The following is a 25630-nucleotide window of genomic DNA, read 5'->3' on the forward strand; positions in this document are numbered from 1 at the left end:
GTGACAGCAATGAAACCAGGCTTGGAACTAGGCAACACGGCTGCCATAACAGCAAAAGTTACGCCGGATATGTATGCGCAGTTTGAGGGGCAAATTGTCCATCGGGCCTATTCCACGGTTTCGATGGTTTACCACATGGAATGGGCAGCAAGACAGATTATACTGCCCTATCTGGAAGCAGACGAAGAGGGGATTGGCGGAGGCGTCACTGCCAAGCATGTGTCGCCCACTGCGGGCGGTGACACCATTACTGCGACAGCCACGGTGACAGGACTGAAGGGCCGTGCTGTCATTACAGCAGTGGAAGTGCATAACGGCAAGCAGTTGGTGGGAACAGGTGAAGTGACACAGTACGTTCTGCCCAGAAGTGAGATTGAAAAGAAACTAGCATCGGAGCAAGCAAAATGAGCGAAAAGACTACAAGAGACGGGGAGTGACACTATGGAAGACCAATTTCCAATCAGAGAGATTTTACATGGTGACGGAAAATTGGTGGATTCGGCTTACGAGTCAAAGATTACAGAAAAACTGGCGAAGTCGCTTTTCTATAAGATGCTGAGAGCACGAATGCTCGATCAAAAGTGTTTTAACCTGCAGCGTCAAGGCAGGATTGGCACGTATGTCCAATATGAAGGTCAGGAAGCTTCACAAATTGGCAGTTCGGCAGCGCTGGAAGAGGGGGATTGGCTCTTTCCGACTTATCGCGATCACGGAGCCATGCTCACATTTGGCTATCCCATGCAGACGTTGCTGTTACTTTGGAAGGGACGTTTCGCTGGGAACGTTGCACCGCAAGGAAAAAACATTGTACCTCCTTCCATCCCCATTGCATCGCAGTTGCCGCAAGCCGCAGGAGCTGCCATTGCGGAACGGAAAAAGGGAACAGACCGGGTCTCCATCGTGTATTTCGGAGACGGAGCGACATCTGAAGGGGATTTTCATGAAGGTATCAATTTTGCAAGCGTTTTCAATGCTCCTACGATATTTTTCAATCAAAACAATGGGTTTGCCATCAGTGTTCCAATTGCCAAACAAATGAAGTCAAAGACAATAGCGCAAAAGTCACAGGCTTATGATATTGAAGGTGTGCGCATTGACGGGAATGATGTATTCGCGGTTTATTTCACCACCCTTGACGCGATTAAAAAAGCCCGAAGAGGAGACGGTCCAACGTTAATTGAGTCTGTGACCTGGCGTTACAATGCCCATACCACAACAGATGACGCTTCCAGATATCGCAATCAAGAAGAAAGCAAAAAGCGCCGGGAAACAACGGATCCGCTGTTGAGAGTGGAACGTTTCATGAAGGCCAAGGGCTGGATTGACGATAACTGGATTGAACAACAAAGACAAGGCATTACTACAGAAATTAATGACGCAATCGAGGCAGCTGAAAACTATCCCCAAGCTGGGGTTGATGAATTGTTTGATTACGTTTTCGAAAAGCCCACATGGAATCTGGAAGAACAAAAAAGAGCCTATCTGGATATGAAAGCGGGTGTTCAATAATGGCAATTTCTGCACGCGTTGAAACGAGACAGATGACCCTTGTTCAAGCCGTCACAGATGCGCTTCGAACCATGTTGCGTGAGCGAGACGACGTCTTGTTGCTTGGAGAGGACATCGGCAAAAACGGTGGTGTTTTTCGAGCCACAGACGGCTTGATGGACGAGTTTGGAGAAGAGCGGGTGATGGACACCCCCCTTGCTGAATCAGGTATTATCGGCTCTGCCATTGGCATGGCCATCAACGGATTCCGCCCGGTGGCTGAAATCCAGTTTCTTGGCTTCATTTACCCAGGGCTCAATCAGATTATGACGCATGCGACCAGAATGCGATCGCGATCGCTTGGGCGTTACAGTGTGCCCATGGTGATCCGTGCTCCGTATGGCGGGGGAGTGCGGGCGCCGGAAATTCACTCTGACAGCATGGAAGCACTGTTCACACATATGCCGGGGATTAAAGTAGTGGTGCCTTCCACTCCCTATGATGCCAAAGGACTGTTAATTTCTGCTATAGAAGACCCTGACCCCGTACTGTTTCTTGAACCATTAAGGAGTTACAGAGCCGGCAGAGGCGACGTGCCGGAAGGGAAATACTCCATTGAATTAGGTCAGGCTGCCACTTTGAAAGAGGGAAATGACGTCTCCATATTTGCATGGGGCGCTATGATTCCCAAAGCTCTAAAAGCTGCTGAGAAAATAGAACAGGAGCAAGGTATTACGTGTGACGTCATTGATTTACGCACGCTCTACCCGTTGGATAAGGACGCAATTTCTGCGTCGGTGCAGAAAACAGGACGTGCAGTCATTGTCCACGAAGCTCAATCCACAGGCGGTGTCAGCGGGGATATTATGTCTGTCATTAACGATACGTCGTTTTTGTACTTGCGGTCCCCAATTGAAAGAGTCACAGGCTATGATATGCCTGTCCCAATGTTTTCCCTTGAAGACGAATACCTGCCGAACGAAGACAGGATACGGCATGCTATTAAGAAGTCCGTCAACTTTTAGTGCACGGGAGGGGCAACCATGACTGAAGTGAAGCTAAACGATATCGGTGAAGGAATGACAGAAGCCGAAATCATGCAGATCCTCGTTGAACCTGGAGCATCGGTTTCTGTTGATGAACCGCTTGTCGAAATACAGACGGATAAATTGACTGCAGAACTCCCTTCCCCCGTAGCCGGCGTTGTCGAGAAGATTCATGCAAAGGTCGGAGATATTGTTCAGGTTGGGAATGCAGTCGTTACAGTCTCCGCGGCTGGGGAAACCATATCCGAAGAGCACAAGACAGCGCAACCGTCAGAAGGCAACAGTATGGGGTCTCGCACAAACGAGAGTGCTGAAAGCGGCGTAAACGATGAATTGATGCCGTTCAATTCAAAAACGGGACATGTCCTGGCAGTACCGCACACGCGCAAGATAGCCCGTGACCTTGGAGTGGATATTGAACACATTCAAGGAACTGGACCTTCGGGTCGTGTAACGGAAGAGGACGTTTATGCGTTTTCTGCCCACCCAAAGTCAGGCGTGGATAACAAAACCTATGAATCGGTTCGAAGTGAAGCGGGTTCAGCCGAGCCTGGTTTAGCCGAATCTGGTCTGTCTCAAGCGAGTCAACCGGAATCTGGTGCTCTGGCGAGCAGTGTGCGCGGCATCGCAAGTGCATCACCTGCAGTCCGCAAGTTGGCCAGGGAATACGGCGTAGACTTGGCGGATATTAGGGGCAGCGACGGCTTGGGACGAATCCGCGCGGAGGACATAACTGCACACCAAGCAGGGCCGGCTGTGACACAAAGCATCGTGCAAACAATATCTGCCGAGGTCAAGTCCCAGGAAGCCAAGTCTTCCGACGCAAGAGAAATTCCATTTCGCGGACGCAGACGAGCCATTGCAAAAAAGATGTCGCAATCCATGTTCACGATTCCCCACGTTACGCACTTCGACGAGGTCGACGTCACGGATATTTTTGCGGTTAAAGAGTCATTGAAAAAGGTCGATCCAGAAAAGAATGTATCGGTTGCGGCGTTCTATATCAAAGCGTTGCAATTTGCTTTGCAAGAAGTACCGATTTTCAATGCCAAGCTTGATGAAGAAAATGAAGTCATTCGGCTGGAGCAAGAATACAACATCGGGATAGCGGCCGACACAGAGGATGGGCTGATAGTGCCTGTCATTAAGAATGTGGAGAAGTTGTCCGTATTTCAAATTCATACACAGATGAAGCAACTCATCAAAAAAGCAAAAGAAAATCGGTTGACGGCTGCAGATATTTCCGACGGTACATTTACGGTATCCAATGTCGGTCCGATGGGAAGTACCGGTGCGACACCGATTATTAACTACCCTGAGTGTGCTTTGATGGCTTTTCATAAGACAAAAAAGACGCCGGTGGTCAGAGACAACGACGAGATTGTCATCCGCCAGGTGATGAACATTTCCATGACGTTTGACCACAGAGTCGCCGACGGTGCAAAGGCTGTACAGTTCACGAATCATTTCATCAAGTATATTGAAAACCCCAACCTGCTACTTGTGGACTTGGGCTAATGCCTCTCAGCCGAGCAGCTTGTTTACAGTTCCTTGGTTCACCCTGTATTGAGATGAAGTGATGCGGGGTGAACTGAGTCGATTGCTATGCAGCATACGCGAGCAGGTTTGAGTAAGAGGCATTCTCTGACGTACTTAGGACCGAAACCGTTGATGAATGTTGTTCTTTTTGTATGTCGGATGTGAAAACTCGTATAGTTCCAGTGAGACTGCAAGGTACCTTGTGTCAAAGAGATTGGCCGTATGTGAAGTAATCACATCAAACAGTGCTTGGCAAATCGTATCCAGGGATTCCTTATCTCGTCCGCCGCCTAATTTTAGTGTGGCATGGATAAAAGCGTCGTCTTCTTTTCCGTCTGCAATTTCATAATCGTGAAGCTGAATCGCTCGCGAGCGGATGCCTCCTGTGGGCAATATAGGGTTGTATGAAATTAAGACCTCGTTTATTTTCTTTAACAGGCTTTTTATTTGAAGCGCGTCGGAGAGATTGTCTGTGTATTCAACGATGACGTGGGGCATGGTGTTTCCTCCCTCGAATCAGAATGATTTAAGACTTTTGTTAATCCTTGTGCCTGTGCGTGTGAGGTTCGAAGCTGCTGTAACCAGTTGACCTATGGAGCAGGCATAAGCCGCCCTATAGTGTTGTGGAGTTTTCCGATGCCTTCAATTTCTGTCACAACCTCATCGCCTTCATGTATGTTCACTGCACCTTTAGGGGTTCCGGTCAGAATGATATCTCCAGGGCTCAGGGTCATGAAGCTGCTCAAGTATTCGATGAGGAAGGGAACACTGAAAATCATGTCTTTAGTTGTTCCTTCCTGGGTAACCTCACCATTGACATAAGTCCGCAACTGGAGGTTCATGGGGTCTTCGATGTCCGGTGCATCTACAATCCACGGTCCAATGGGCGTACAGGCGTCACGGTTTTTGACCCGCAGATTTGGACGATAGTAGTTTTCGAGATAGTCTCTGATGGCGTAATCATTGGCCACGGTGTATCCAGATATGTATTCATAGGCGTGTTGCTGTTTGACATGCTTCGCCTCTCTCCCGATAACAGCTACCAGTTCGCATTCATAATGCATATTCGCTGCGTCTGCGGGACGAGGTGTGATGCCTCTGTGGCCAACAAAAGTGTTTGGCCCTTTTAGAAAGACCAGGGGTTCTGTGGGGGCTTTAAACTCCAGTTCAGAAGCGTGATCGGCGTAGTTTAAACCCAGTGCAAATGAGGTCTTTGGGTCCAGAGGAGGCAGCCACGTTACCTCATGTTCGTTCACAAACGTTCCGTCGGGAAGTTGTATGCCCTCTGCAGTATTAATCACTGACCGTATTTGTCCTTGATATCCGATGCGCCCTCGTTTCACTGTGCTCCCTCCAGTACTTGCTTGTGTTCTGGCTGAACTTTGTTTTGAAGCCATCCGATGCCTTCGATTTCGATTCGCACTTCGTCGTTTGCGGATACAAGAGGAGCCTGCTCCGGAGTGCCGACTAAAAGCGTATCACCGCGATAGAGAGTCATAAACTCAGTTACGTCAGCCAAAAGCCGTGCAATGGATCGGACTAGATTTCGGGTATTGTTGGCCTGCCTTAAAGTTCTGTTTACAAATACGCGAATATCGAGGTTATCCGGGTTCGGGATGTCGTTCTGTGAAACAATCCAAGGGCCAATGGGACAAAAACCGTCGCGGCTTCTATGCTTAACGCCAGGACGGAAGACACTGTCGTACGGAACACTGATATCGTTGGCAATGGTATATCCGGCAATGTAAGCAAAGGCTTCTTCCTTTTTCACGCGAGTTGCGGTTTCGCCGATGACAATCCCTAGAGCAGCCCCTACCTGAATTTTGTCCACAGCTTGTGGAAGAGGGACAGGTATATTGGTTGCAATAAGCGTATTTTGCGGCTTGATATACAGAATGGGGGCTTGCGGCGGCTGGTTGTAGGGGGGCTTGGTGAAAACCTCTCCGAACGCTTCTAGTTCTCCCTTGTAGTTAAGCAGTGTGCCGTAGACGGTTCCAGTTGCAGGAATGTCAAAGCCTCCATTGGGCAGTGAGACAGTGCCGCTGTCTGCCGTAATCGTCCGATTTGATAAATCCACATTTCCTTCGAGGAATTTCTGTTCGCCTAACGGTTTGTACCTTATACGTGCCATTTGACAGCACTCCTCAGCATAGGTATCTGACATCTCGATGCGAATATATTATATAGAATATCATATATGATGTGTGGATGTTTGTGAAGGAGTAGGCCTTATGAGCCTGTTCTCCGGCCGCATGAGGCCGTACGAGGTCGCAGTGTGGCAATGCAGTTCGGGTCGTTGTGTTTTGATGTAGAATTATATAGGATAATTGATATGGAAAATCAGACGCAAACCCAAAACAAGCAAGAGCAAGCATACGACATCATTAAGTCTCGTATTATGAGCGGCGAATATGGGGCGGGGTTCCGCCTTGTAATTGATAGGTTGGCCAAAGAATTTGGATTTAGCGCAATTCCCGTTCGGGAAGCTGTGCGTCGTTTAGAGGCAGAAAATCTGGTGGAATATGAGAAGTTTAGCGGAGTTCGCGTGACACGCATTGATGAGGGTGTGTATATCGAGACTTTGTCTGTTCTTGCTGTGCTTGAAGGTTATGCGACACGGCTGGCCAGCAGAAAACTGAAGCAAACGGACCTGGATGAATTGAAAGATATTAACCGTCAGATGAAAGCGGCGCGTGAACAATTTGATTTGAGCAACTATAGTTCCTTAAATAAGCAATTCCACTTTAACATCGCGCAGGCAGCAGAACACAAGTTTCTTCTTCATCAGATGGCAACTCTGCAGGACAGAATCGATGCCATCCGCTCCAGTGTGTTTATGCTCATACCGCATCGAACTACAGATTCGATTGATGAGCACAGCCGGTTGATTACCATGATGGAAAATCAGGCTTCGGAAGAAGAGATTGAGTTGTTTGCCCGCCAACATAAGATGGCAACCCTTGATGCCTTTAAACGCTGGAGTGCAACGCGTTAAATACCCTAAAGAATTAAGGCCCCCATTTTTCGGGATATGTTTTGGGCTGTAGCCAACACCGCTTGCTTGGCCATTTGCAGATTTTCTCCTTGTAGATAGACAGACGGCCCGTCGATGCCCACGGCTGCAACGAATTCATTGCGGCTGTTAAATACGGGACTGGCAATTCCGGTGACGCCAAGAATGGCTTCATCTGTTTCTACGTATACCTGCTCTTCGTGAATCCTTTTTAGTCGGTGCTTTACTGTCCGGATATCTGTAACGGTGTTGGGTGTAAACTGAGGAATCGGTTCAGACAAGAGAGTATTCAATGTTTCTGTCTCCATATGAGCCATAATCACATAACCAAACGCCCCAAACACAGGCGGCCGACGCGGTCCCTGGAATGACGCCACTTTTAACCCTTCCGGTGTCTCTTTGCGGTAAATGTAGACCATTGCATCGTGTTCCAGTACGGCCATGATAACGCTGTGGCCTGTCTGAATATAAAGGTCGTTGAGCCAATCTACCGCTTCTTGACGTAAGTCCAAGGTTGACGTGACCAAATCCCCATAACCGAGAAACTTAAAACCCAACTGATATGTATTGGTTTCCTTGTCAAAACGCACGAGCCCCCGGCGTTCCAGTGTATATAGGATGCGGTATACAGTGGCCTTTGCAATAGAAGTGTTCTTGCTTATTTCATTAATTGTTTGCTGCGGGTTCTGGTATGTGAAGCTCTCCAATACGTCCACAGCCCTGTCTATTGCTCGAATCGATTGCATTTGAATTTCCCGCATATCTAGACTCCTTATCGCATTCTGGACATGCCTGTTCTCAGCCCGTTGGATGATTCTGGTTGTGTTGATTGTAGATTCACTCTATGAATTCGTCAACTTGAACCATGAATCGATGGAAACAGTATGCGAAGGACAATTATCTGAATATACGCTGTTGACAATATAATTAAATAAATATTAAACTGACGTCATAAAATGAATTAAACAACTCACTCTGTGAGTCGAATCTGGTTTGACAGACACGACTTAAAACAGATTGACCCGCTCTCACTAGCTGCGAATTAACTTGCAGACCTTTCTATTAGCGATATCGAAATTCAAAGGAGGGGAAAGATGACTACTGTACTGGATACAAAGACGTTTCGTCAGGCAATGGGGATGTTTGCCACAGGGGTTACGGTGATGGCAACAGAAGCGGATGGAGAACTGCACGCCATGACTGCAAACGCTTTCTCGTCGTTGTCACTGGATCCGCCACTTATCTTAATCTGTCTCAAGCGCGGTGCAAAAATGGAGCATCTGATTAATCAAGGCAGCTATTTCTCAGTCAGTTTTCTGTCAGAGCAGCAGGAACTGCTGTCTACCTATTTTGCGGGCGGCAGCAAGGACGGTACGGTTCCGGATTTTCAGTTTCAACCGTGGTCGAATACTGTGCGCTTGCAAGGGAGTATCTGTTCTGTGGCCTGTCAGGTCCATGAAATTGTTGAAGGCGGCGATCACGTTGTGGTCTTTGGCCGAGTCATGGACATCGACATGGATTCACAAGGGACTCCGCTGCTGTTCTACAAAGGGAAGTATCAAACCTTAGCGCGGGCTGAACAAGTTTAGCTGTTTTTTTATTCCTAAAATCATATATGATTAGATATGTGATAAGGTATAGCGGATTCTGGGTTGTTCATTGCAAATAAGCGTATGGAGGTTGAAACGTGGGAACAGAACTGAGGTATGAAGTAAAACCAGTACAGCACTATATCGACGGAGAATTTTGTGACAGCATCTCGGGAAAAACCTTCAAAACGGTGAATCCAACGACAAACGAAGTGATTACAACAGCGGCTGAAGGCTTCAGTGAAGATATCGATAAGGCTGTGCGAGCGGCAAACAGAGCGTTTCGTGAAGGTCCTTGGGCAGAAATGAAGACAAAAGACCGAGCGGAATTAATGAGAACGATTGCTGCAGGAATTGAGAGCAACAGTGAAGAGTTGTCCTATTTGGAAACCTTGGATACGGGACTCCCAATTTCTCAGACCAAAGGTCAAGCAGCCAGAGCGGCGGCAAATTTTCGCTTCTTTGCGGAAATGATTAGCCGCATGACAGGTGAGTCCTTTCCCGTAGATGATACTTTCCTCAACTACACAACGATGAAGCCTGTAGGAGTTGCCGGGCTGATTACACCCTGGAATACGCCACTGATGTTGGCTTCCTGGAAGATTGCTCCATGCTTGGCCACTGGCAACACTGCTGTTCTGAAGCCTGCAGAATGGTCGCCTCTGACGGCCGCAAAACTTGCCAGTATCCTTGACGCCGCGGGGGTTCCTAAAGGCGTGTTCAATGTTGTTCAAGGTTACGGAGAAACTGCGGGAGCGGCATTAGTAGCCCATGAAGATGTCAAGCTGATTTCGTTTACCGGAGAGACGACCACAGGAAAGGAGATTATGCGAAACGGCGCTGACACACTGAAGCGCTTCTCCATGGAACTTGGCGGCAAGTCACCTGTTGTCGTATTCGCGGATGCTGACTTGGACAGAGCGGTGGACGCTGTCGTATTCGGTATCTATTCGCTGAATGGTGAACGCTGTACAGCGGGATCGCGGTTACTTGTGGAACGCTCCATCAAAGATGAATTTGAGCGCCGGTTACAGGAGCGCGTGGAAAAAATCAAAATCGGCGATCCCTTTCATCCCGACACAGAGGTGGGTGCACTCATCCATAAGGATCACTACGACCGAGTCACAAACTACATCCAAATTGGACAAAAAGAAGGAGCCCGGGTGTTGGCGGGCGGCAGCAGGCCAAGGGACATGAGTCAAGGGAACTTCCTGTCACCGACCTTGTTTGTGGACGTGACAAACGATATGCGGATTGCACAGGAGGAAATCTTTGGACCGGTGCTCGTCTCCATTCCATTCGATTCCGAGGAAGAAGCCGTCAAACTGGCCAACGATGTAAACTACGGCCTTGCGTCCTATGTTTGGACAACCGATTTAACACGTGCTCATCGGGTGTCTCAGCAGATTGAAGCCGGGATGGTATGGATCAATTCACAGAATGTCAGAGACCTGCGAACACCGTTCGGAGGAGCGAAGATGAGCGGAATTGGACGTGAAGGCGGGCACTACAGCTTCGAATTCTATACAGAACAGAAAACAATCCATTTAGCGATGGGAGAACACCACATTCCGCAATTCGGAAAGTAAAAGGCCTGACAGAAAGAACTTGCCATAAAGACTTGCCATAAGGAACCGTGCTAGAAAGACCCCTGTCAAAAGAAAAAGGAGGAGTTTCGATTGGGTATTCGAACCGGTGCTGACTACATGAAGAGACTGGACGAGACAAAACTTGATGTATGGATTGACGGAAAGAAAGTAGAGGGTCCCATTTCTGAACACCCGGCGTTTAAAAATGTGATTCAGAGCATGGCTGGATTGTATGATTTGCAGAATGACCCAGACTATCAGGACGAAATGACGTATGTAGAGAACGGAGTTCGGTACGGCGCATCGTTTCTTGTCCCAAAAACCACAGAAGACTTGGTGAAAAGACGCAAGATGATGAAGCGGTGGGCCGATTATGCCGGGGGCATGATGGGGAGATCGCCGGATTATCTGAACAGTGCCCTGATGGCGATGAGTCAGGCCGGAGGATACTTTGAGCAAAATGACCCTCGCTTTGGAGAAAATATTCAGGCTTATTATGAATACATGCGCGAGAATGACTTGAGCATGACGCACACGCTCATTAATCCGCAAGTCAATCGGGGCGTGAGCAACAGCCAACAAAAAGACCCGTACGTGGCTGCACACGTAGTGGAGAAAAACGAGCAAGGGGTCGTTATTCGGGGCGCCAGGCTGTTGGCCACACAAGGACCGATTACCGATGAAATCATGGTGTTTCCCTCTACCCTTTTGAAAGGCACAGAAGAGGACAATCCCTATTCTTTTGCTTTTGCCATTCCCAATTCAACCCCTGGTCTTCGTTATATCTGCAGAGAAACCTTTGACTACGGAAAATCCCATTACGACCATCCGCTGGCCTCACGGTTTGAGGAAATGGATGCCATCGTCATCTTCGACGATGTGCTGGTTCCATGGAATCGCGTGTTTCTGCTTGAAGACGCCAAACTGTGCAACGGCCTGCATATGACGACTGGGGCCACGGCGCAGATGACCTATCAAGTATTGCAGAAAAACATTGCGAAAGCCGAGTTTGTCTTAGGTATTACTGAGAGTATTGTAGACGCCATCGGGATTGGCCAATTCCAGCACGTCCAGGAAAAAGTCTCGGAAATCATTTTAGCTGCCGAGACAATGAAAGCGTTTGTAAGAGCGTCTGAAGCCGATGCCGAACCCAATCAATGGGGTGTGATGACTCCGGCGTGGGCACCTCTGAATGCAGCAAGAAACATTTTCCCCAAAACCTATCCGCGCTTGGTCGAAATTATCCAACTGCTTGGTGCAAGCGGACTGATGGCCATTCCGGGTGAGAACGATTTGAACAGTCCTATTCAACCCGACATTGAAAAGTACCTGGTTGCCCGCAATGCGCCGGCAGAAGCGAGATTGAAGCTGTTCAGGCTGGCTTGGGACGCATCGCTCAGTGCATTCGGATCGCGGCAAGTGCTCTACGAACGCTATTTCTTCGGCGACCCAATCCGCATGGCCAGCGCTTATTACAACTCCTACGACAAATCAGAAGCTGTGAACCGTGTGCAGGAATTTTTGAATCGGCCGGAACAGTCAACCGCAAAGGAACTGCTTTCTAAATAGGGGGGACAAAAATGGGATACGAAGCGTTCAACATTATACGTGCGGCCCATGCTGAACTGCTGGTACGGGACTTGGAGAAATCACGTTATTTCTACGTAGATATCCTAGGTTTTCTGGTAACTGAGGAAACATCCAAACAACTGTATTTGCGAGGTGTGGAAGAACGGGTTCACCACAGTCTGGTGTTGACGCAGGCAGACGAACCCAGCGTAGGGCACCTGAGTTTTCGGGTTGAAAGCAATCGGGACGTGGAGAATCTCTATCAATTCTATCAAGAAGCAGGCTGTCAGCCGAGAATGCGTGAAGCCGGAGAGGAAATCGGCCAGGGGAGTGCAGTGATTGTACAAGATCCTTTTGGATTTCCTGTGGAATTCTTTGCCGATATGGAGATTGAGGCACCATTTCACCAAATGTACCACTTGCACCGGGGTGCACAAGTGCGGAGAATGGACCACTTTAATGTCTTTAATCCGGACTTTGATAAGGCCTGCGATTTTTGGATGAACCAACTCGGATTTCGCTTGTCAGAGTATGTTGAAACGGATGAAGAACCGCGGAAAAAGACAGCGGTCTGGACACATCGCAAGCCCAATGTGCACGATTTGGCAATGATGCGGGGGGATGGTCCCCGCGTGCATCATATCGGTTTTTGGATGGAGGACATGAACAGTATCATTCGGGCCTGCGACATTCTCGGCGGCGCAGAGTTGCATGAGCACATCGAACGGGGCCCAGGGCGCCACGGCATTTCCAATGCGTTCTTTCTGTATTTACGCGATCCCGATGGTCACAGAATCGAACTCTATACAAGCGACTATCTGACTTCCGATCCCGATTTGCCGCCAATCCGCTGGAGCGCAAACGATCCCAGGCGGCAAACACTGTGGGGGCATAAAACACCTGAAAGCTGGTGGAAAGAGGCCTCTGCGGTGGCAGATTTGAGCTCTGGCGGTACAATTCCCGTTGTTTCGGGAGATGCGGTGGCTGGTTCAGAGAAGTTTATTCGCTAACAAGAAATGCGACAGAGAATATGATGCGATTTTCGGGGGATTAGAGACCAGAAATCACAATTTAGGAGGCACAACATGGATAAGTTTCGCGGTTCAATTGTCCCATTGGTGACACCCTTTCAGGAAAATGGCGAGATTGACGAGGCAGCCTATAAAGACTTGATTGAGTGGCAAATTGAAAGTGGCAGCCATGGGATTTCCTGCTGCGGCACCACAGGCGAACCCAGTTCTCTCAGCTTTGATGAACGCAAATACATGCTCGAACTGACAGTGAGTCAAGTAGGTGGCAGGGTGCCGACTGTGCTGGGGACTGGAAGTACAAACCACGATGAGACCATGGCATTGACGAAGCATGCGGAGAAAGTCGGTGTGGACGCAGCGCTGGTTATTGTTCCGTATTACAACAAGCCGTCTCAAGAGGGACTGTACCAGCATTTTCGGGAAGTAGCCGATTCAGTAGAGATTCCTGTTATTATCTACAACATTCCAGGCAGAACAGGCGTAAATATGGAGCCCTCTACAATGGCTCGACTGCGCAAATCCTGTTCCAATATTATTGGTGTAAAGGAATCCAACAAGAACTTCGAACAAGTCAGTAAGGTGCTGCATGAGTGCGGCAGAGATTTTAACGTATACAGCGGCATTGAACTTCTCTGCTATCCGATGCTTGCGCTTGGCGGCGCCGGGCATGTCAGTGCGACTGCCAATCTCCTGCCACGAGAAGTTGCGGACATCTATAACTTTGTAGAGCAGGGAAAGTGGAAGGAAGCCATCGACCTTCATTATTATTTGCTGGAGCTGAACGAAGCGCTATTCTGGGAAACGAATCCAGGACCGCTGAAAGCTTCGATGGGGATGACTGGGAAGATTAAACCGGTGATTCGGAGCCCCTTAGCCCTTCCTTCTGAAGACATGCAGGGCAAATTGCGTGACGTTCTGACGAAGTATCAACTTGTTTGAGCTTTGTTTGCGATTTTGAGTATGATTCGAGTGCGATTTGTGTGAAATGGAGATTAGACAGTCTGACGTGCAGGCGTAATTTGCCAAGACCTGTGCAGAACGCAGTTTACAATCGGGGCTTTTGAGGGTGTCCATTCCGGACACCAAGCCCTGATTGGCTGATACCTCAATATAAAAAATCTGAATATTGACTTTTATATAAAATCATATACGATTTTATATAAATTAAAAGGGTGTAAGCAGCCTAAAACGGAGTACATTCTAAGCAAGGGGAGGTAAAATTGTGGCAGAGAAGTTGCAGGGCGATTCACAGACTCCATCTGGCATCTTAGCAAGGCTGGACCGACTGTCCGTATGGAGTCTTCCATGGTTGTTTGTCGGAATCATAGGTGTCGGATTTCTTTTTACGTTCTTTGACATCTTTGACATTAACGTATCTTTTATTCAAACGTGTACTTCCATAGTGCCTGGATGTAAGCCGGAAAATGCAAATAACTATCTCGGTATGCCGGTGGTCATGAACTTGGTGGGATACGTGCTGGGAACCTTGATTTTGAGTCCGCTGTCAGACCGAATTGGTCGCAGGCATATGTTGTTGATTACTCTGCTCGTTACTGGGTTGGGCTCACTTGTAACAGGCTTTGTCAGTTCATACGGTTGGTTTGTCTTTGCAAGGTTTGTGACAGGCCTCGGTATTGGTGCCGATCTCGCTATTGTCAACACGTACATTAATGAAGTTGCACCCAGAGAGCACAGGGCTCGCTATACCTCTCTCATTTTTGTCATGTCGGCTCTCGGCGCCCTGGCGGGGATTTGGCTGGGATTGCTTTTGACAACACCAAAGACGCCGTTTCCAATGGGCCTCCCATTCGCATTGGCTTCGGTCCACTTCGCCAATGGTTGGAGAATCATGTACTACATTGGCGGTGCCTTGGCATTGGTTGGGTTACTGATGCGCGCGCAGTTGCCGGAGTCACCGCGGTGGCTCATTTCGCGCAATCGTCTTGCTGATGCACATCGAGTCGTATCAGACATGGAAGCGATTGCATCGAGACACGGAGAACTGCCGCCAGTTACTCATGGAAGAGCCGAAGCGGAAGCAGAGACTACCATGCCATACGCTGAGATTTTCAAAAACAAAGTCTATGTAAAAAGAACCGTTATGCTGGTGCTTATGTGGCTGTTCAGTTATATCACCGTGTACTCGTTTGCGTCAGGTTTCACGACTATCTTGTCTTCGCTGAAGTATGCCCCGCCTGAAGCGGGCCTCATTGCAGCTGTTGGTACCATTGGATTCGTACTGTGTGCTTTGGCGGCTACTGTTTTTGGTGAGAAACTGGAACGAAAGACTTGGTTACCCATTTCCGCTGTCCTCACGATTATCGGTACTTTAATTGTTGCATTGGCTAAGACGGACCTATCCGTTGCGATGGTTGGTGCGGTTGTCATCTTCTTCGGATTCAACTTATGGGTCCCTATTGCCTACACTTGGTCTACAGAGCATTATCCAACGCGAGCAAGGAGCACGGGTTTTGCATTGGCGGACGGTCTCGGTCATGTTGGCGGAGGCATTGGTGTACTCGTGATTGCCCCGCTCATCCCAGCCTTGGGCGTTATGTCAGCCTTTTTATTAATCGATGCATTTCTCGTAATCGGAGCGATGATTGCCATGTTCGGTCTAAGAACAAAGGGCAAGAAACTGGAGGAACTTTCCCCCTGATTGCAAGTTTCTCGACCTCATGGCGCAATCCTGCGGCATGGGGTCTTTTTGGCCTTATCAATATAACGGCGATTTAGTAATTGGTTCGGTTCCTGCAATATCATTCCAATTCATGAAGTATGCAATAATGGTATGAAACGTGTGTTCGCTAAAAGGAGGTCAGTTCAATGTGGCGTCTGCAAGTATGGGAAGGGAAGCACAACGTCGAAGGCTTTTTGCTCGACAGCGAGGAAGAAGTGCAAGCCAAGAAGGAAGAGATGAAGAGCAAATATCCAGGACCTGTGTATTCAATCAAGATTGAAGAGTTACGTCGTCCTAATAAAAAAGCAACCAAAATCAAACGAGTTGTTGACGCGATTTTCGATGCCTTGTCTTAGGTTCTCAAGTTAGGTTGTTCTACTGTACTGATTGCATATTGTCGGAAGTCGGAAGGTTTTTGACCGGTTTCTCTATGGAAAACAGTAGAGAAATGGGATGCAGTGCGAAAACCCACCGCCAAGGCAATGTCTGTTATTGAACGTTTGGGTTCTGTCCGCAGTGCTTCCTTTGCTGTTTCAATCCGCTTGCGGAGCAGGTAATCCGCTGGTGTGATTCCCGTTGAACGTCGGAACACACGGTGCAGATGGTATGGACTGATGGCCAACTCAGCCGCCACCACCTCCAATGTCAGCCGTTCCTCCAAGCGACGAGTGATGACGGTCTTGGTCGCTTCAACCAGTGCTGCGTCTGGATTCAGGTAATGCTCATCAGGTTTGCATCGTTTACAGGGCCGGAACCCATCGTCCAGTGCTGCGCCAACCGTTGAGAAAAGGGAGACATTCTCTGGTATGGGTGCACGAGACCGGCACGATGGGCGACAAAAAATACGGGTTGTCTTTACACCGTAAAAAAACTCTCCGTCGAATGCTGCATCACAGTTGATAATGGCCTCCCACTGCGCCTGGTTCATGCCTTCGCACCTCCTATTGCTACTATACCCGGGAAGTCCTGAAAAAGTAATAGCTTGGAATATGACAGCAAGATAAGGAAAGCCTGCAAACCGGAAGACGAGCCGGCGAATCAAGCTACTCGTGCTTATGCAGGAAAGCCTCCACTGTGGAGAAGTATTCTTCCGGCTCCTCGTCAATTGCAGAGTGTGAACTGTGACGATATACATGAAACTCGGAACCATTGACGAGGCTGTGATAATACTCTGTTGAGGAGGGTGACGCTTCATCGTAAAAACCGCAGGTGAACAAAGACGGTACCGTAATCTCATGCAGCCTTTTCGTCTGGTCATAGTCGCGCAGGATTCCGGTCGCATGGAACTCCGAAGGTCCCCACATGTAGTTGTACACAGCTTCGCCAAATGCTGCTTTGCGGCGCGCTTTTTCATCTTCAGAACGTTCAATTCGGCAGACGTGCTTCCGCATGTAGACTTTTTCCGCATTACGGTACGCTTCAGAGTCCGTGGTTCCGTTTGCTTCACATTCACTCAAAACCGTCTGTACATCTTCCGGCAGTTCTTTTCGATACCGATTCGCGTCTTCGATCCAACGGTGAACACTGAGACAAGGACTAGAGAAGATTGCGCTGATAACACCTTCCGGTTTCGTCAGAAGGTAGTCCGCAAGCAGTGTTGTTCCCCATGAGTGGCCCAGAATGTGGACTTTCTTAAGTCCTAATGAAAGCCGCAAGGCAGCTAGTTCACGAACGAACCTGTCGATGGTCCAAAGCGACCTATCATCAGGACGATCTGAGTTTCCACATCCCAATTGGTCATACATAATTACAGGGTGTTTAGATGCGAGAGCCTCTGCAAGTGGTTCCATACCTAGATGCGAACTACCTGGTCCCCCATGGAGGGTAATGAGTGGAATCCCATCGCTGTTTTCTCCAACCATCTGGTACCAGATGCGGCCGCCTTCTACATTGACAAATCCTTCGCTGCTCAAGCTATCACCCCTGTCCATTTTGTTTCCAGTTTAGCACTAATTTATCGGCACGTTGAGTGTATCCTATCGCAGTCATTGTGCGCGTTGTCAATTGTTTGACCACGACAGGATGTTGGATGTTGCATTCACTATAGTAAGTTGCATTCACTATAGTAAGGTGATAATAATTCGACTACTGTCGAAGTGTTCCTGTAGTACACTGAACTTAACGAACAACGCAGCATCAACTTGTTCAACTCGACCTTAACAAGAGGTGATTTACCTTGAAAGCAAGCCCAAACATTGTCGCAGTGGCTTCTTTGATTGGGGATCCTTCACGTGCCGCGATGCTGATGAATCTGCTTGGCGGCAAAGCCCTGCCGGCCAGCGAACTAGCTCGAGCCGCCAGAATCAAGCCGCAAACAGCCAGTTCCCACTTGTCCAAGTTGGTCAACGGCGGGCTTCTGGTGCAAGAATCCTATGGCCGCCATCGTTACTACCGGTTGGCGAATGCCGAAGCAGCCGAAGCCTTGGAGACGCTAAATGCCATTGCTCCTGAAAAGCCGATTCAATCGCTGCGAGAGTCGTATGAGGCGAAGGCACTTCACTTTGCTAGAACGTGCTACGATCACGTTGCTGGTGAACTGGGAGTAGCCTTAACGGACAAGATGCTGGAGCTGGGACTGGTGGTTGAGGTTGGAAAAGATTTTCAAGTAACGGCACGGGGGGCAGATAGGATTGAGGCCTTTGGTATCGACTTGAAGGAAGTGAAGAAGACACGCAGGCATTTCGCTCGCCGGTGTCTGGACTGGAGTGAGCGTCGGCACCACATGGCTGGAGCTTTGGGTGCCGCGATTGCGAATCGAATGTTTGAGCTGGGGTGGATCGCTCGAGTTCCCGCCGGGCGAGCCCTCCGAGTGACCGATGAAGGGTATGCGGGCTTGGAATCGGAGTTGGAAATTCACTTAACGCAGAAGCGGTCAAACGGTTAGTTTGGGGTGTGAAGGCTGACTGAGTGACGTCTCCAATGTGTGTGTGACGTTTATCCCAATTAGTCTTTGTATCGTTCAAGCCAAAGCAGCTTTGCATTCAGTGTGGTGTGGTCTTCGTCAAATTGAGGTCCTCCCGGTATCGAACCAACAGTGTTTTGCATTAGCTGATAGCTTGTCTTGAACGGCGCAGCTACTGAACTGCCAGACTTCCAAAAATAGTGGAACTTTAGTTGGCTCAACTGTGACTTATTCAAGCCTGAATCGTAGCCAACATAGAGTCCAGGCGTAAAGCCGCCTGCAGACACTGCGTCGTACCAGTGATTGCAGAAGTTGACGATACTGTTGACTGGTACCGAAGCAGCCACACCTTCCAAATCAAGCCAGATTGTAACCCGCTTAGGGAATCCGATGTTTTTGACGTGTTTTACGGCATTTCTCCCCAATTTTGTCCCTAATGCGCCCGTAGGATGAAACTGCCCTGTAGACGACGAAGCCAGTGCATGTTGTACAGGCATCAGAGCAAGTCCAGCTTTTAGTATCCTGGCCGCTTCGTCATGAGTAAGGTCGCCTCTTTTTTCAACAGATTGCCAAGACACATAGCGCAAACAGAACTTGTAACCGTGAGCGAGCATATAGTGAATGTCAGGCGCCGTCAACGGGGCATCGGCGTCAAGTCCAGCTTCACTGGCTTGCGCTGATGCAATCAGTCCCGCTAAGGGTTGATGAGATGTTCCACATCCAACAACCAGACTCGTTGTAACAGCCGTAAAAGCCACTAAAGGTAATGTTCTTTTCATTGCACACCTCCAGATAACCTCTTATTCATACAGACGATGAAGCTAAAGATATCTTTCACTTCGTGACACAATAAGAGTCCGCCCCATTCTTATGCAGGAGCGGACTCTTTCCTTAGTCATTGAGGTGCCTGTATGTGTTCGTCTCAGAAGACTGAAACTAAATCGCAGCGACGAATCAATGTCGTTGAACTGCTAGAAACTACGCAGAGAAGTGCTAGATTTTTAAGACACCGCCGGTATTAGCGGATGTAACCAACTTGGCGTACCTTGCCAAGTATCCTGATTGCACCTTTTGTTCAGGTTGGACCCAGGCTGCACGCCGCTGGTGGAGTTCGTCGTTGGAAAGGTCTACGTTAATCCGCCGGTTTGGAAGGTCGATAATAATCTTATCTCCATTGTTCAATAATGCGATGGGGCCGCCTTCCCCAGCTTCAGGTGAAATGTGGCCTACAGCAATGCCTCTGGTGGCGCCGGAAAAACGACCGTCTGTGATGAGCGCCACCTTTGTTCCCAGGCCGCGGCCCACGATTGACGAAGTGGGCGCAAGCATCTCTGGCATTCCAGGACCGCCTTTCGGCCCCTCGTACCGGATGACCACTACATGGCCTTCTCGTACCTCACCACTGTCGATGCCCTGCTGTGCGGCATCTTGTGATTCGTAGATAATGGCTTCTCCTTCAAACCGTGTGATAGAAGGGTCGACACCGCCAACTTTAATGACCCCGCCATCTGGAGCAAGATTGCCGTAGAGAATTGATAATCCGCCAACAGGACTGTACGGACTCGTTCGCCTTCGAATGACTTCGGCGTTGGTAATTTCAGCATCCTGCACATTTTGGCCAATGGTTTTACCTGTAATCGTAATTCGATTTGGGTGAATTGCACCCTCAACTTCTACAAGTTCTCTGATGATGGCGCTAATACCGCCGGATTCGTGAACGTCGTGCATGGAGTAGTCAGAGGCAGGACTGATTTTTGCTAAGTAAGGCACTCTTTCGGCAATTTCATTGATACGAGTTAAATCGTAATCAATCCCCGCTTCATGGGCAATTGCAAGCAAATGCAACACCGTATTTGTTGAACCGCCCATTGCCATATCCAGTGCAAACGCGTCATCAATGGCTTCCTGGGTTATGATGTCTCGGGGGCGAATATCCTTGTCAACCAAGTTCATCAGATGGCGGGCCGCATCATAGATGAGGTTTTCCCGCTCCTTGGAGGTCGCTACAATGGTACCGTTGCCGGGTACTGTAATACCTAGCATTTCCATAATGGTATTCATTGAATTTGCCGTGAACATGCCGGAGCAAGAGCCGCATGTCGGACAAGCCTGTTCTTCTAGCTCTTTCAGTTTGTCAGCCGTGATTTGTCCTGAATTATAGCCGCCCACACCTTCGAATACGGATACTAATGACAAGTTTTGACCTGAGCTGGACTTGCCTGCCTCCATGGGCCCGCCAGAGACGAAGACGGCAGGAACATTGGTGCGTGCAGCCGCCATGAGCATACCTGGTGTAATTTTGTCGCAATTAGGCATGAAAAAGACACCGTCAAACCAATGAGCGTTAATCATCGTCTCCGCAGAATCTGCTATTAACTCGCGACTTGGTAAAGAGTAGCGCATTCCAATGTGCCCCATAGCGATTCCGTCATCTACACCAATCGTGTTGAACTCAAACGGAATACCGCCAGCTTCAATGATAGCCTGCTTAACTATTTTACCCATTTCCTGAAGATGAACGTGGCCAGGAATGATGTCGACGTAAGAGTTGCAGATGCCAATGAAAGGCTTCGTTAAATCCATTGGTTTCACTTTGCCCGTAGCATATAAGAGACTTCGGTGTGGAGCTCTGTCGGCTCCCTTCTTGATGTTGTCACTTCTCATTGCTTTCACTTGCAGCACCACCCATATTTCGAGTTAGGATTTGACCATTCTGCAGAACAACCTTTTACAAAGAGAAGACATCTTACCGAGTTTTGGCAAGAGCTTAAAGGCGAAAATTTTAGATTCACCATGGTTTAGATTCTGCTGGAAATTCCTTTTACTTTATCACAGCATAGTGTTAATGGGAAGAATAATATCGGATAATTTGCTATTTTCATTGAAATCAGTCGTCTGGTGGTTGAAGTGATGTGGGTCGTTCTACGGCGCTAAAATTCCGCAGCGATTTGGGTGATTGAAAGTCGTGCGGCAAGGAGTATCAGTAACTTGATTCTGGCTTTTTGTGCATTCAAATCAGGGCATAGAATCACGCCAAGATTCCGAAGTTGCCGACCTCCTCCTTCGTATCCATAAACATCCTGTACGTATCCGTTGAAACAACGGGACACCATCACGACAGGGACATTCTTCTCAATTAAGGTGCGTACGACAGGGACGATAGTCGGGGGAACGTTTCCGGCACCAAATGCTTCCAGTACGACGCCGTCAATCGGACTGTCCAAAAGATATTGGAGCCATTTTGGGTTCATGCCCGTTACTGCCTTTACTACTGGGACTTCAGGATGTCCACTGCTCTCAAGCAGTTTGCCGTCTAAAGAATAGGTGTTGCCGCGGTTGGGGGGTTGATGGAAGGATACTTCCTTTTTGCTGATAAATCCGATTGGCCCGTAAGCCGGAGACTGAAATGTGGCTACATTACTTGTGTGGGTTTTTGTGACGTCTCTTGCAGTGTGGATCTCGTCATTGAAAACGACCATTGAACCTCTTCCCCGGGAAAAAGGATGAGCAGCAACTCGGACGGCCTGAATCAGGTTGACAGGGCCGTCTGCACCGAGTTCGTTGCTCGAACGCATCGCTCCAGTAAACACCACCGGTTTGTCGCTAGGTACGGTCAAGTTCAGATAAAATGCCGTTTCTTCAATCGTATCTGTCCCATGCGTGACTACGACGCCTGAGACCTCATGCCTGCTCAATTCACGATGGACCGCAGCGGATAATTCATGCATCATATTCGGAGTCATATGCGGGCTTGGCACATTGAACAAGTCTATCATTTCATATTGAGTGAAGCGTTGCAGCATAGGACCAACTGAATGCAGCGGTTGAACACTTCCTGTTCGAACAGAGTCTGTTGTTTCATCCAATTCCATGGCAATTGTTCCACCGGTGTTAATGATTACAACTTTCTCCTCAGTCACCACTGTCAGTCCTCCGTATGTCTGCTTGATGTCATATACGCAGCTACACTTCAATTGCACACCTTCAAGTCTAAATATAGCGTAAACTTTTGACTCCTGTCATTAGAGTTGGAAAGATTCTTTTGCTGCTACGAGTACATACAGGAATTCTTCCGGGAACAGGCGTTTTGTAATTCCAAAACCGGCTTTCTGCAGGGCTTCTTCCATATTGGATGAAGAAACCCGTACTTCAAGCGGAGGCCCCATCGGACTCTCCTTGGGTTCCCAATCCAGGCAGAGAAGTTTTCCGCCGTCTTTTAAGACGCGTCGTATCTCTTGAAGGCCGTCAGAAATGGGATTGACCGAGTGAAGGACCAGGGAAGCAATGATGAGGTCTGCCGTATCATCTTCGAGCGGAATATTCTCGATTGCGCCCGTCATCGGAACAACGTTGCTTACGTTTTGCGTCTGTACATTCTCTTTGAGAGCTTCCAGCATTTTCGGCTCAACATCCACAGCGTACACTGTTTCACGGGTTAGCTTTGCCGCTGGAATCGAAAAGTAACCTGTTCCGGCGCCTAAGTCGACAATGACATCCTGCTTGGTTACGGGGAGAGCGGAGAGCAGAGGCTCTGCCGGCATCATCTTGCGTCGTTCTGGGGAATCTAAGACATGCATCTTTTCTGGCGGGAACCGATGTGTACCTCGAGACATAAGAATCCTCCTCATCGCTGGAAAGTAATCCGACTTCCATTTATGGGACATCTGTTTGATTGTAAAAGGGGGTCAGCGGCAAGTTTCTTACATACGAGTTGTATATCCTTACGATTTAATAGTATCGAATTAATGGTGTCTTTGAAACTAGGGAAGAGGGTGTGTTGATGACGGAGAAGGCCGTGGCAGCCATTAAGGGAGCAGTAATGACAGCTTTGCGCCTTCAGACTGAGGTATTCGCCTGTTCAGAATTGTTTTGCAGATTTCTCTGTTTTGCTTGAGTTGCGTCTAGTGCGGTTGTTTGGTTCCACAATAAGGACAAAACTCCCACTCATCTTGAATCGAATGATGGCAGTTCGTACACGTCGTTGAACCGTGATTGAGGAGTCGGTAACAGACGATAAATAATCCTGCCAGGACAGCGAACAGAATGAAGAGAACGAAAACTCCCCACAGTCTCAAAGTCCACATCATGCCGCCCATGGACATCATAGCGCTTCCAGGCCCCATCATTCCCATCATCGATCTCGAATGCAGCCCCAAACCAGCAGCAAGTAGCAGCAACAGACCTGAGATGACTAGCAGTCCTGCAATTGTCCATGTACTTCTCTTCATATCATCACCCCCCGAACCGGTTTGCTTCGCTGGTATGTATCAAGCCTTAATCGCAGGAATTCGCACCCTGATGCTCGTGCCGTGGTTGAGGCTGCTTTGTGCATGAACCGAACCGCCGTGAAGTTCGGCAATTTGTTTGACAATGGCGAGGCCAAGGCCTGTGCCGCCGGAATTTCGCGATCGCGATTTGTCCACACGGTACAACCTGTCGAAAATGTGTGGTAAATCCTCCTCGGGGATTCCAGGGCCATTGTCAGACACTTGAATCTCCAGGATGCCGCCTTCTTCTACAGCTGTGACTCGTACCAGACCATCAGCGGGGGCGTAGCGTACAGCGTTGTCTACCAAATTGAACACGACCTGTTCCAGCCGAAGCGCATCAACACGGAGTCTGTGTGTTACATCGATATCAATCGCAAGACGGGCATTTTTGGTAGCGGCAAAGGGGCGCAGATGTTCAACCACCTTTCGCACAACCCTTTTGACATCAGTAGACTCCAATTCTATCTGCAAAGAGCCTTCTTGGGCTCGTGCCAAATCGAATAAATTGGTAATTAGTCTTTCGATTCGGCCAGATTCTTCATAAATAATCTCCAAATAATTGTCCTTGTCTTGTTCAGATTGAGCTAGTCCTTCTTTCAAAACCTCTGAGTAACCGTGAATGTAACTTAAAGGTGTTCGCAATTCGTGGGAAATATCAGCTAAGAACTGATTGCGTGACGTATTCAGAAACTCAAGGTTTTGGGCCAGACCGTTAATGGATTGACCCAGTCGTGCAATCTCATCTTCTCCGCTAACCGCCACCTTTGTGTTATAGGTCCCGCTAATCATGCTTTGTGTTACTGCAGCCATGCGGACCAACGGCCGCGTCAATTGATTGGACAAAATCATTGCCAGACCGGCGGCCAGTAATACCGCTCCAAATCCAGCGAGAACAAACAGCCATTGCGCAATGTTTGTTAAGGCAGTCAAAGATTCACCAGATGTTCCTTTGAGAGCGCTGTGAAAGAGCGCATTGTGAAATAACTGAGTCAGCGCAATATATAAGATGGCAAGTACAAATAGAACAAGTGCAGTAATCGTTAGCGTCATCTTTGCAACAATGCTGCGTCGAATCACTCTACCACCTCGAATTTATAGCCAATGCCCCACACAGTCCGAATTGGGTCTTGGTCTGCAATTCCGGCTTCACGGAGTTTCTCGCGAATGTTCTTGACGTGACTGTCTACCGTCCTGGTTCCGCCGTAATAGTCGGACCCCCAAACCCGGTTTAACAGGTCTTCGCGTTGAAATGAACGCCCCTGGTTCTGAGCGAGCAGCAACAGAAGGTCGTATTCCTTAGGGGTTAATGACAGTGGTTTTCCACGGACATAGACATTGCGTCCTGTAACGTCAATTTGCAGAGCTATGCTCTTTAATTCAATTGTGTCCGGGGACAACTGGGTTCTTCGAAGCAAAGCCTGAACACGGGCCGTCAGCTCCCGGCCGTCGAACGGTTTAGTCAGGTAGTCGTCGGCCCCCATTGACAGGCCGGCTACCTTATCTTCAACAGCAGTTCGAGCGGTGAGCATTAATACAGGCACTGCGGGAAACCGTGACTGAATTTCGGCGCAAGTCTCCCAGCCGTCCATCCCTGGCATCATCAAGTCTAAGACCACTAAGTGCACGTGCCGGTGTTGCATCTGCAGCAAAGCAGTTTCCCCATCTTCGGCCTCTATTGTTTCATATCCTGCATTCTGTAAGTAGATTTGAATTAATCTGCGCATATGAGACTCGTCGTCCACGACCAGTATTACTTTGCTCAACGAGTTGTACCTCCCAGCCAGTTTCGATACGAGTATCTTACATCTGAAATGTGTAGAGAGTATGTAGAACCTGGTCTCATTCTTCACATTTTCTATACGGTTCTTACATACTTCCATGACACTTCCTGGATACACTGCAATTACGAAAGGA

26 protein-coding genes are annotated in these 25630 nt (G+C 48.6%); 13 read left to right on the top strand and 13 right to left on the bottom strand.

Features of this window, described 5'->3' with window-relative positions; translation table 11 throughout:
* The first annotated feature begins 9 nt into the window (after nucleotides 1-9).
* The 4 genes from GI364_RS04630 to GI364_RS04645 are packed head-to-tail and all read left to right on the top strand — an operon-like array spanning nucleotide 10 to nucleotide 4052.
* Nucleotides 10-408 carry a thioesterase family protein gene (locus GI364_RS04630; protein ID WP_198852529.1) on the top strand — a complete coding sequence of 133 codons (399 nt, stop codon included), beginning with the start codon at nucleotides 10-12 and terminating at the stop codon, nucleotides 406-408.
* 33 nt (nucleotides 409-441) lie between these two features.
* A complete protein-coding gene (pdhA, locus tag GI364_RS04635; RefSeq protein ID WP_198852530.1) occupies nucleotides 442-1509 on the top strand; it encodes a pyruvate dehydrogenase (acetyl-transferring) E1 component subunit alpha in 1068 nt (355 codons plus the stop codon).
* Nucleotides 1509-2513, top strand: a complete 1005-nt coding sequence (locus tag GI364_RS04640; protein WP_198852531.1) for an alpha-ketoacid dehydrogenase subunit beta — start codon at nucleotides 1509-1511, stop codon at nucleotides 2511-2513. Before pdhA ends, GI364_RS04640 begins: the two co-directional genes overlap by 1 nt.
* Before the next feature lie 18 nt (nucleotides 2514-2531).
* On the top strand, nucleotides 2532-4052 hold the full coding sequence (locus GI364_RS04645) for a dihydrolipoamide acetyltransferase family protein (RefSeq protein ID WP_198852532.1): 1521 nt from the start codon (nucleotides 2532-2534) through the stop codon (nucleotides 4050-4052).
* Between the two features lie 135 nt (nucleotides 4053-4187).
* Here the strand turns inward: GI364_RS04645 and GI364_RS04650 are convergent, their stop codons facing one another.
* From GI364_RS04650 to GI364_RS04660, 3 genes are all read right to left on the bottom strand, one after another.
* Nucleotides 4188-4571, bottom strand: coding sequence for a 5-carboxymethyl-2-hydroxymuconate Delta-isomerase (locus tag GI364_RS04650; protein ID WP_198852533.1), 384 nt, complete (start codon nucleotides 4569-4571; stop codon nucleotides 4188-4190).
* A 92-nt stretch (nucleotides 4572-4663) separates the two neighbouring features.
* Nucleotides 4664-5416, bottom strand: coding sequence for a fumarylacetoacetate hydrolase family protein (locus tag GI364_RS04655; RefSeq protein ID WP_233096010.1), 753 nt, complete (start codon nucleotides 5414-5416; stop codon nucleotides 4664-4666).
* Nucleotides 5413-6204, bottom strand: coding sequence for a fumarylacetoacetate hydrolase family protein (locus GI364_RS04660; RefSeq protein ID WP_198852535.1), 792 nt, complete (start codon nucleotides 6202-6204; stop codon nucleotides 5413-5415). Before GI364_RS04660 ends, GI364_RS04655 begins: the two co-directional genes overlap by 4 nt.
* Before the next feature lie 201 nt (nucleotides 6205-6405).
* On the opposite strand from GI364_RS04660, the gene GI364_RS04665 reads away from it, so the two are divergent.
* Nucleotides 6406-7068, top strand: coding sequence for a GntR family transcriptional regulator (locus tag GI364_RS04665; RefSeq protein WP_198852536.1), 663 nt, complete (start codon nucleotides 6406-6408; stop codon nucleotides 7066-7068).
* Between the two features lie 5 nt (nucleotides 7069-7073).
* Here the strand turns inward: GI364_RS04665 and GI364_RS04670 are convergent, their stop codons facing one another.
* Entirely contained in the window at nucleotides 7074-7847 is a 774-nt protein-coding gene (locus GI364_RS04670; protein ID WP_198852537.1) for an IclR family transcriptional regulator, read from the bottom strand.
* 333 nt (nucleotides 7848-8180) lie between these two features.
* On the opposite strand from GI364_RS04670, the gene GI364_RS04675 reads away from it, so the two are divergent.
* From GI364_RS04675 to GI364_RS04710, 7 genes are all read left to right on the top strand, one after another.
* Complete coding sequence (locus GI364_RS04675) at nucleotides 8181-8675, top strand: flavin reductase family protein (protein ID WP_198852538.1); 495 nt, start codon at nucleotides 8181-8183, stop codon at nucleotides 8673-8675.
* 98 nt (nucleotides 8676-8773) lie between these two features.
* The gene (gene hpaE / locus GI364_RS04680) at nucleotides 8774-10264 is read left to right on the top strand and encodes a 5-carboxymethyl-2-hydroxymuconate semialdehyde dehydrogenase (RefSeq protein WP_233096011.1); all 1491 of its coding nucleotides are present in this window, start codon (nucleotides 8774-8776) and stop codon (nucleotides 10262-10264) included.
* Nucleotides 10265-10354: 90 nt separating this feature from the next.
* Complete coding sequence (gene hpaB, locus GI364_RS04685; RefSeq protein ID WP_198852539.1) at nucleotides 10355-11833, top strand: 4-hydroxyphenylacetate 3-monooxygenase, oxygenase component; 1479 nt, start codon at nucleotides 10355-10357, stop codon at nucleotides 11831-11833.
* Nucleotides 11834-11844: 11 nt separating this feature from the next.
* Nucleotides 11845-12843: a 3,4-dihydroxyphenylacetate 2,3-dioxygenase gene (gene hpaD / locus GI364_RS04690; protein ID WP_198852540.1), complete on the top strand. Its 999-nt coding sequence runs from the start codon at nucleotides 11845-11847 to the stop codon at nucleotides 12841-12843.
* A 75-nt stretch (nucleotides 12844-12918) separates the two neighbouring features.
* Nucleotides 12919-13803 (top strand): 2,4-dihydroxyhept-2-ene-1,7-dioic acid aldolase, encoded by an 885-nt coding sequence (gene hpaI / locus GI364_RS04695; protein ID WP_198852541.1) that lies wholly within the window; start codon nucleotides 12919-12921, stop codon nucleotides 13801-13803.
* 283 nt (nucleotides 13804-14086) lie between these two features.
* Nucleotides 14087-15523: an MFS transporter gene (locus GI364_RS04705; RefSeq protein WP_233096012.1), complete on the top strand. Its 1437-nt coding sequence runs from the start codon at nucleotides 14087-14089 to the stop codon at nucleotides 15521-15523.
* 167 nt (nucleotides 15524-15690) lie between these two features.
* A complete protein-coding gene (locus GI364_RS04710; RefSeq protein ID WP_198852542.1) occupies nucleotides 15691-15900 on the top strand; it encodes a hypothetical protein in 210 nt (69 codons plus the stop codon).
* Here the strand turns inward: GI364_RS04710 and GI364_RS04715 are convergent.
* Entirely contained in the window at nucleotides 15897-16472 is a 576-nt protein-coding gene (locus GI364_RS04715) for a bifunctional transcriptional activator/DNA repair enzyme AdaA (RefSeq protein ID WP_198852543.1), read from the bottom strand. The genes GI364_RS04710 and GI364_RS04715 overlap by 4 nt on opposite strands.
* 115 nt (nucleotides 16473-16587) lie before the next feature.
* Nucleotides 16588-17457, bottom strand: coding sequence for a proline iminopeptidase-family hydrolase (locus tag GI364_RS04720; protein WP_233096013.1), 870 nt, complete (start codon nucleotides 17455-17457; stop codon nucleotides 16588-16590).
* Nucleotides 17458-17720: 263 nt separating this feature from the next.
* On the opposite strand from GI364_RS04720, the gene GI364_RS04725 reads away from it, so the two are divergent.
* On the top strand, nucleotides 17721-18428 hold the full coding sequence (locus GI364_RS04725) for an ArsR/SmtB family transcription factor (protein ID WP_198852545.1): 708 nt from the start codon (nucleotides 17721-17723) through the stop codon (nucleotides 18426-18428).
* Nucleotides 18429-18487: 59 nt separating this feature from the next.
* On the opposite strand, the gene GI364_RS04730 is transcribed toward GI364_RS04725, so the two are convergent.
* From GI364_RS04730 to GI364_RS04760, 7 genes are all read right to left on the bottom strand, one after another.
* Nucleotides 18488-19225, bottom strand: a complete 738-nt coding sequence (locus GI364_RS04730) for a glycoside hydrolase domain-containing protein (protein ID WP_198852546.1) — start codon at nucleotides 19223-19225, stop codon at nucleotides 18488-18490.
* Nucleotides 19226-19439: 214 nt separating this feature from the next.
* Nucleotides 19440-21110, bottom strand: coding sequence for a dihydroxy-acid dehydratase (gene ilvD / locus GI364_RS04735; RefSeq protein WP_198853851.1), 1671 nt, complete (start codon nucleotides 21108-21110; stop codon nucleotides 19440-19442).
* A gap of 266 nt (nucleotides 21111-21376) precedes the next feature.
* Nucleotides 21377-22369, bottom strand: coding sequence for an asparaginase (locus tag GI364_RS04740; RefSeq protein ID WP_255524591.1), 993 nt, complete (start codon nucleotides 22367-22369; stop codon nucleotides 21377-21379).
* A gap of 99 nt (nucleotides 22370-22468) precedes the next feature.
* Nucleotides 22469-23059, bottom strand: a complete 591-nt coding sequence (locus GI364_RS04745; RefSeq protein ID WP_198852547.1) for a class I SAM-dependent methyltransferase — start codon at nucleotides 23057-23059, stop codon at nucleotides 22469-22471.
* A gap of 288 nt (nucleotides 23060-23347) precedes the next feature.
* Complete coding sequence (locus GI364_RS04750; RefSeq protein ID WP_198852548.1) at nucleotides 23348-23674, bottom strand: zinc ribbon domain-containing protein; 327 nt, start codon at nucleotides 23672-23674, stop codon at nucleotides 23348-23350.
* Nucleotides 23675-23713: 39 nt separating this feature from the next.
* The gene (locus GI364_RS04755; RefSeq protein WP_198852549.1) at nucleotides 23714-24793 is read right to left on the bottom strand and encodes a sensor histidine kinase; all 1080 of its coding nucleotides are present in this window, start codon (nucleotides 24791-24793) and stop codon (nucleotides 23714-23716) included.
* A complete protein-coding gene (locus tag GI364_RS04760; RefSeq protein WP_233096014.1) occupies nucleotides 24790-25479 on the bottom strand; it encodes a response regulator transcription factor in 690 nt (229 codons plus the stop codon). The genes GI364_RS04755 and GI364_RS04760 overlap by 4 nt, the downstream gene beginning before the upstream one ends.
* Between the last annotated feature and the right edge of the window lie 151 nt (nucleotides 25480-25630).

The sequence above is a fragment of the Alicyclobacillus sp. SO9 genome (genome assembly GCF_016406125.1).
GTDB lineage: Bacteria > Bacillota > Bacilli > Alicyclobacillales > Alicyclobacillaceae > SO9.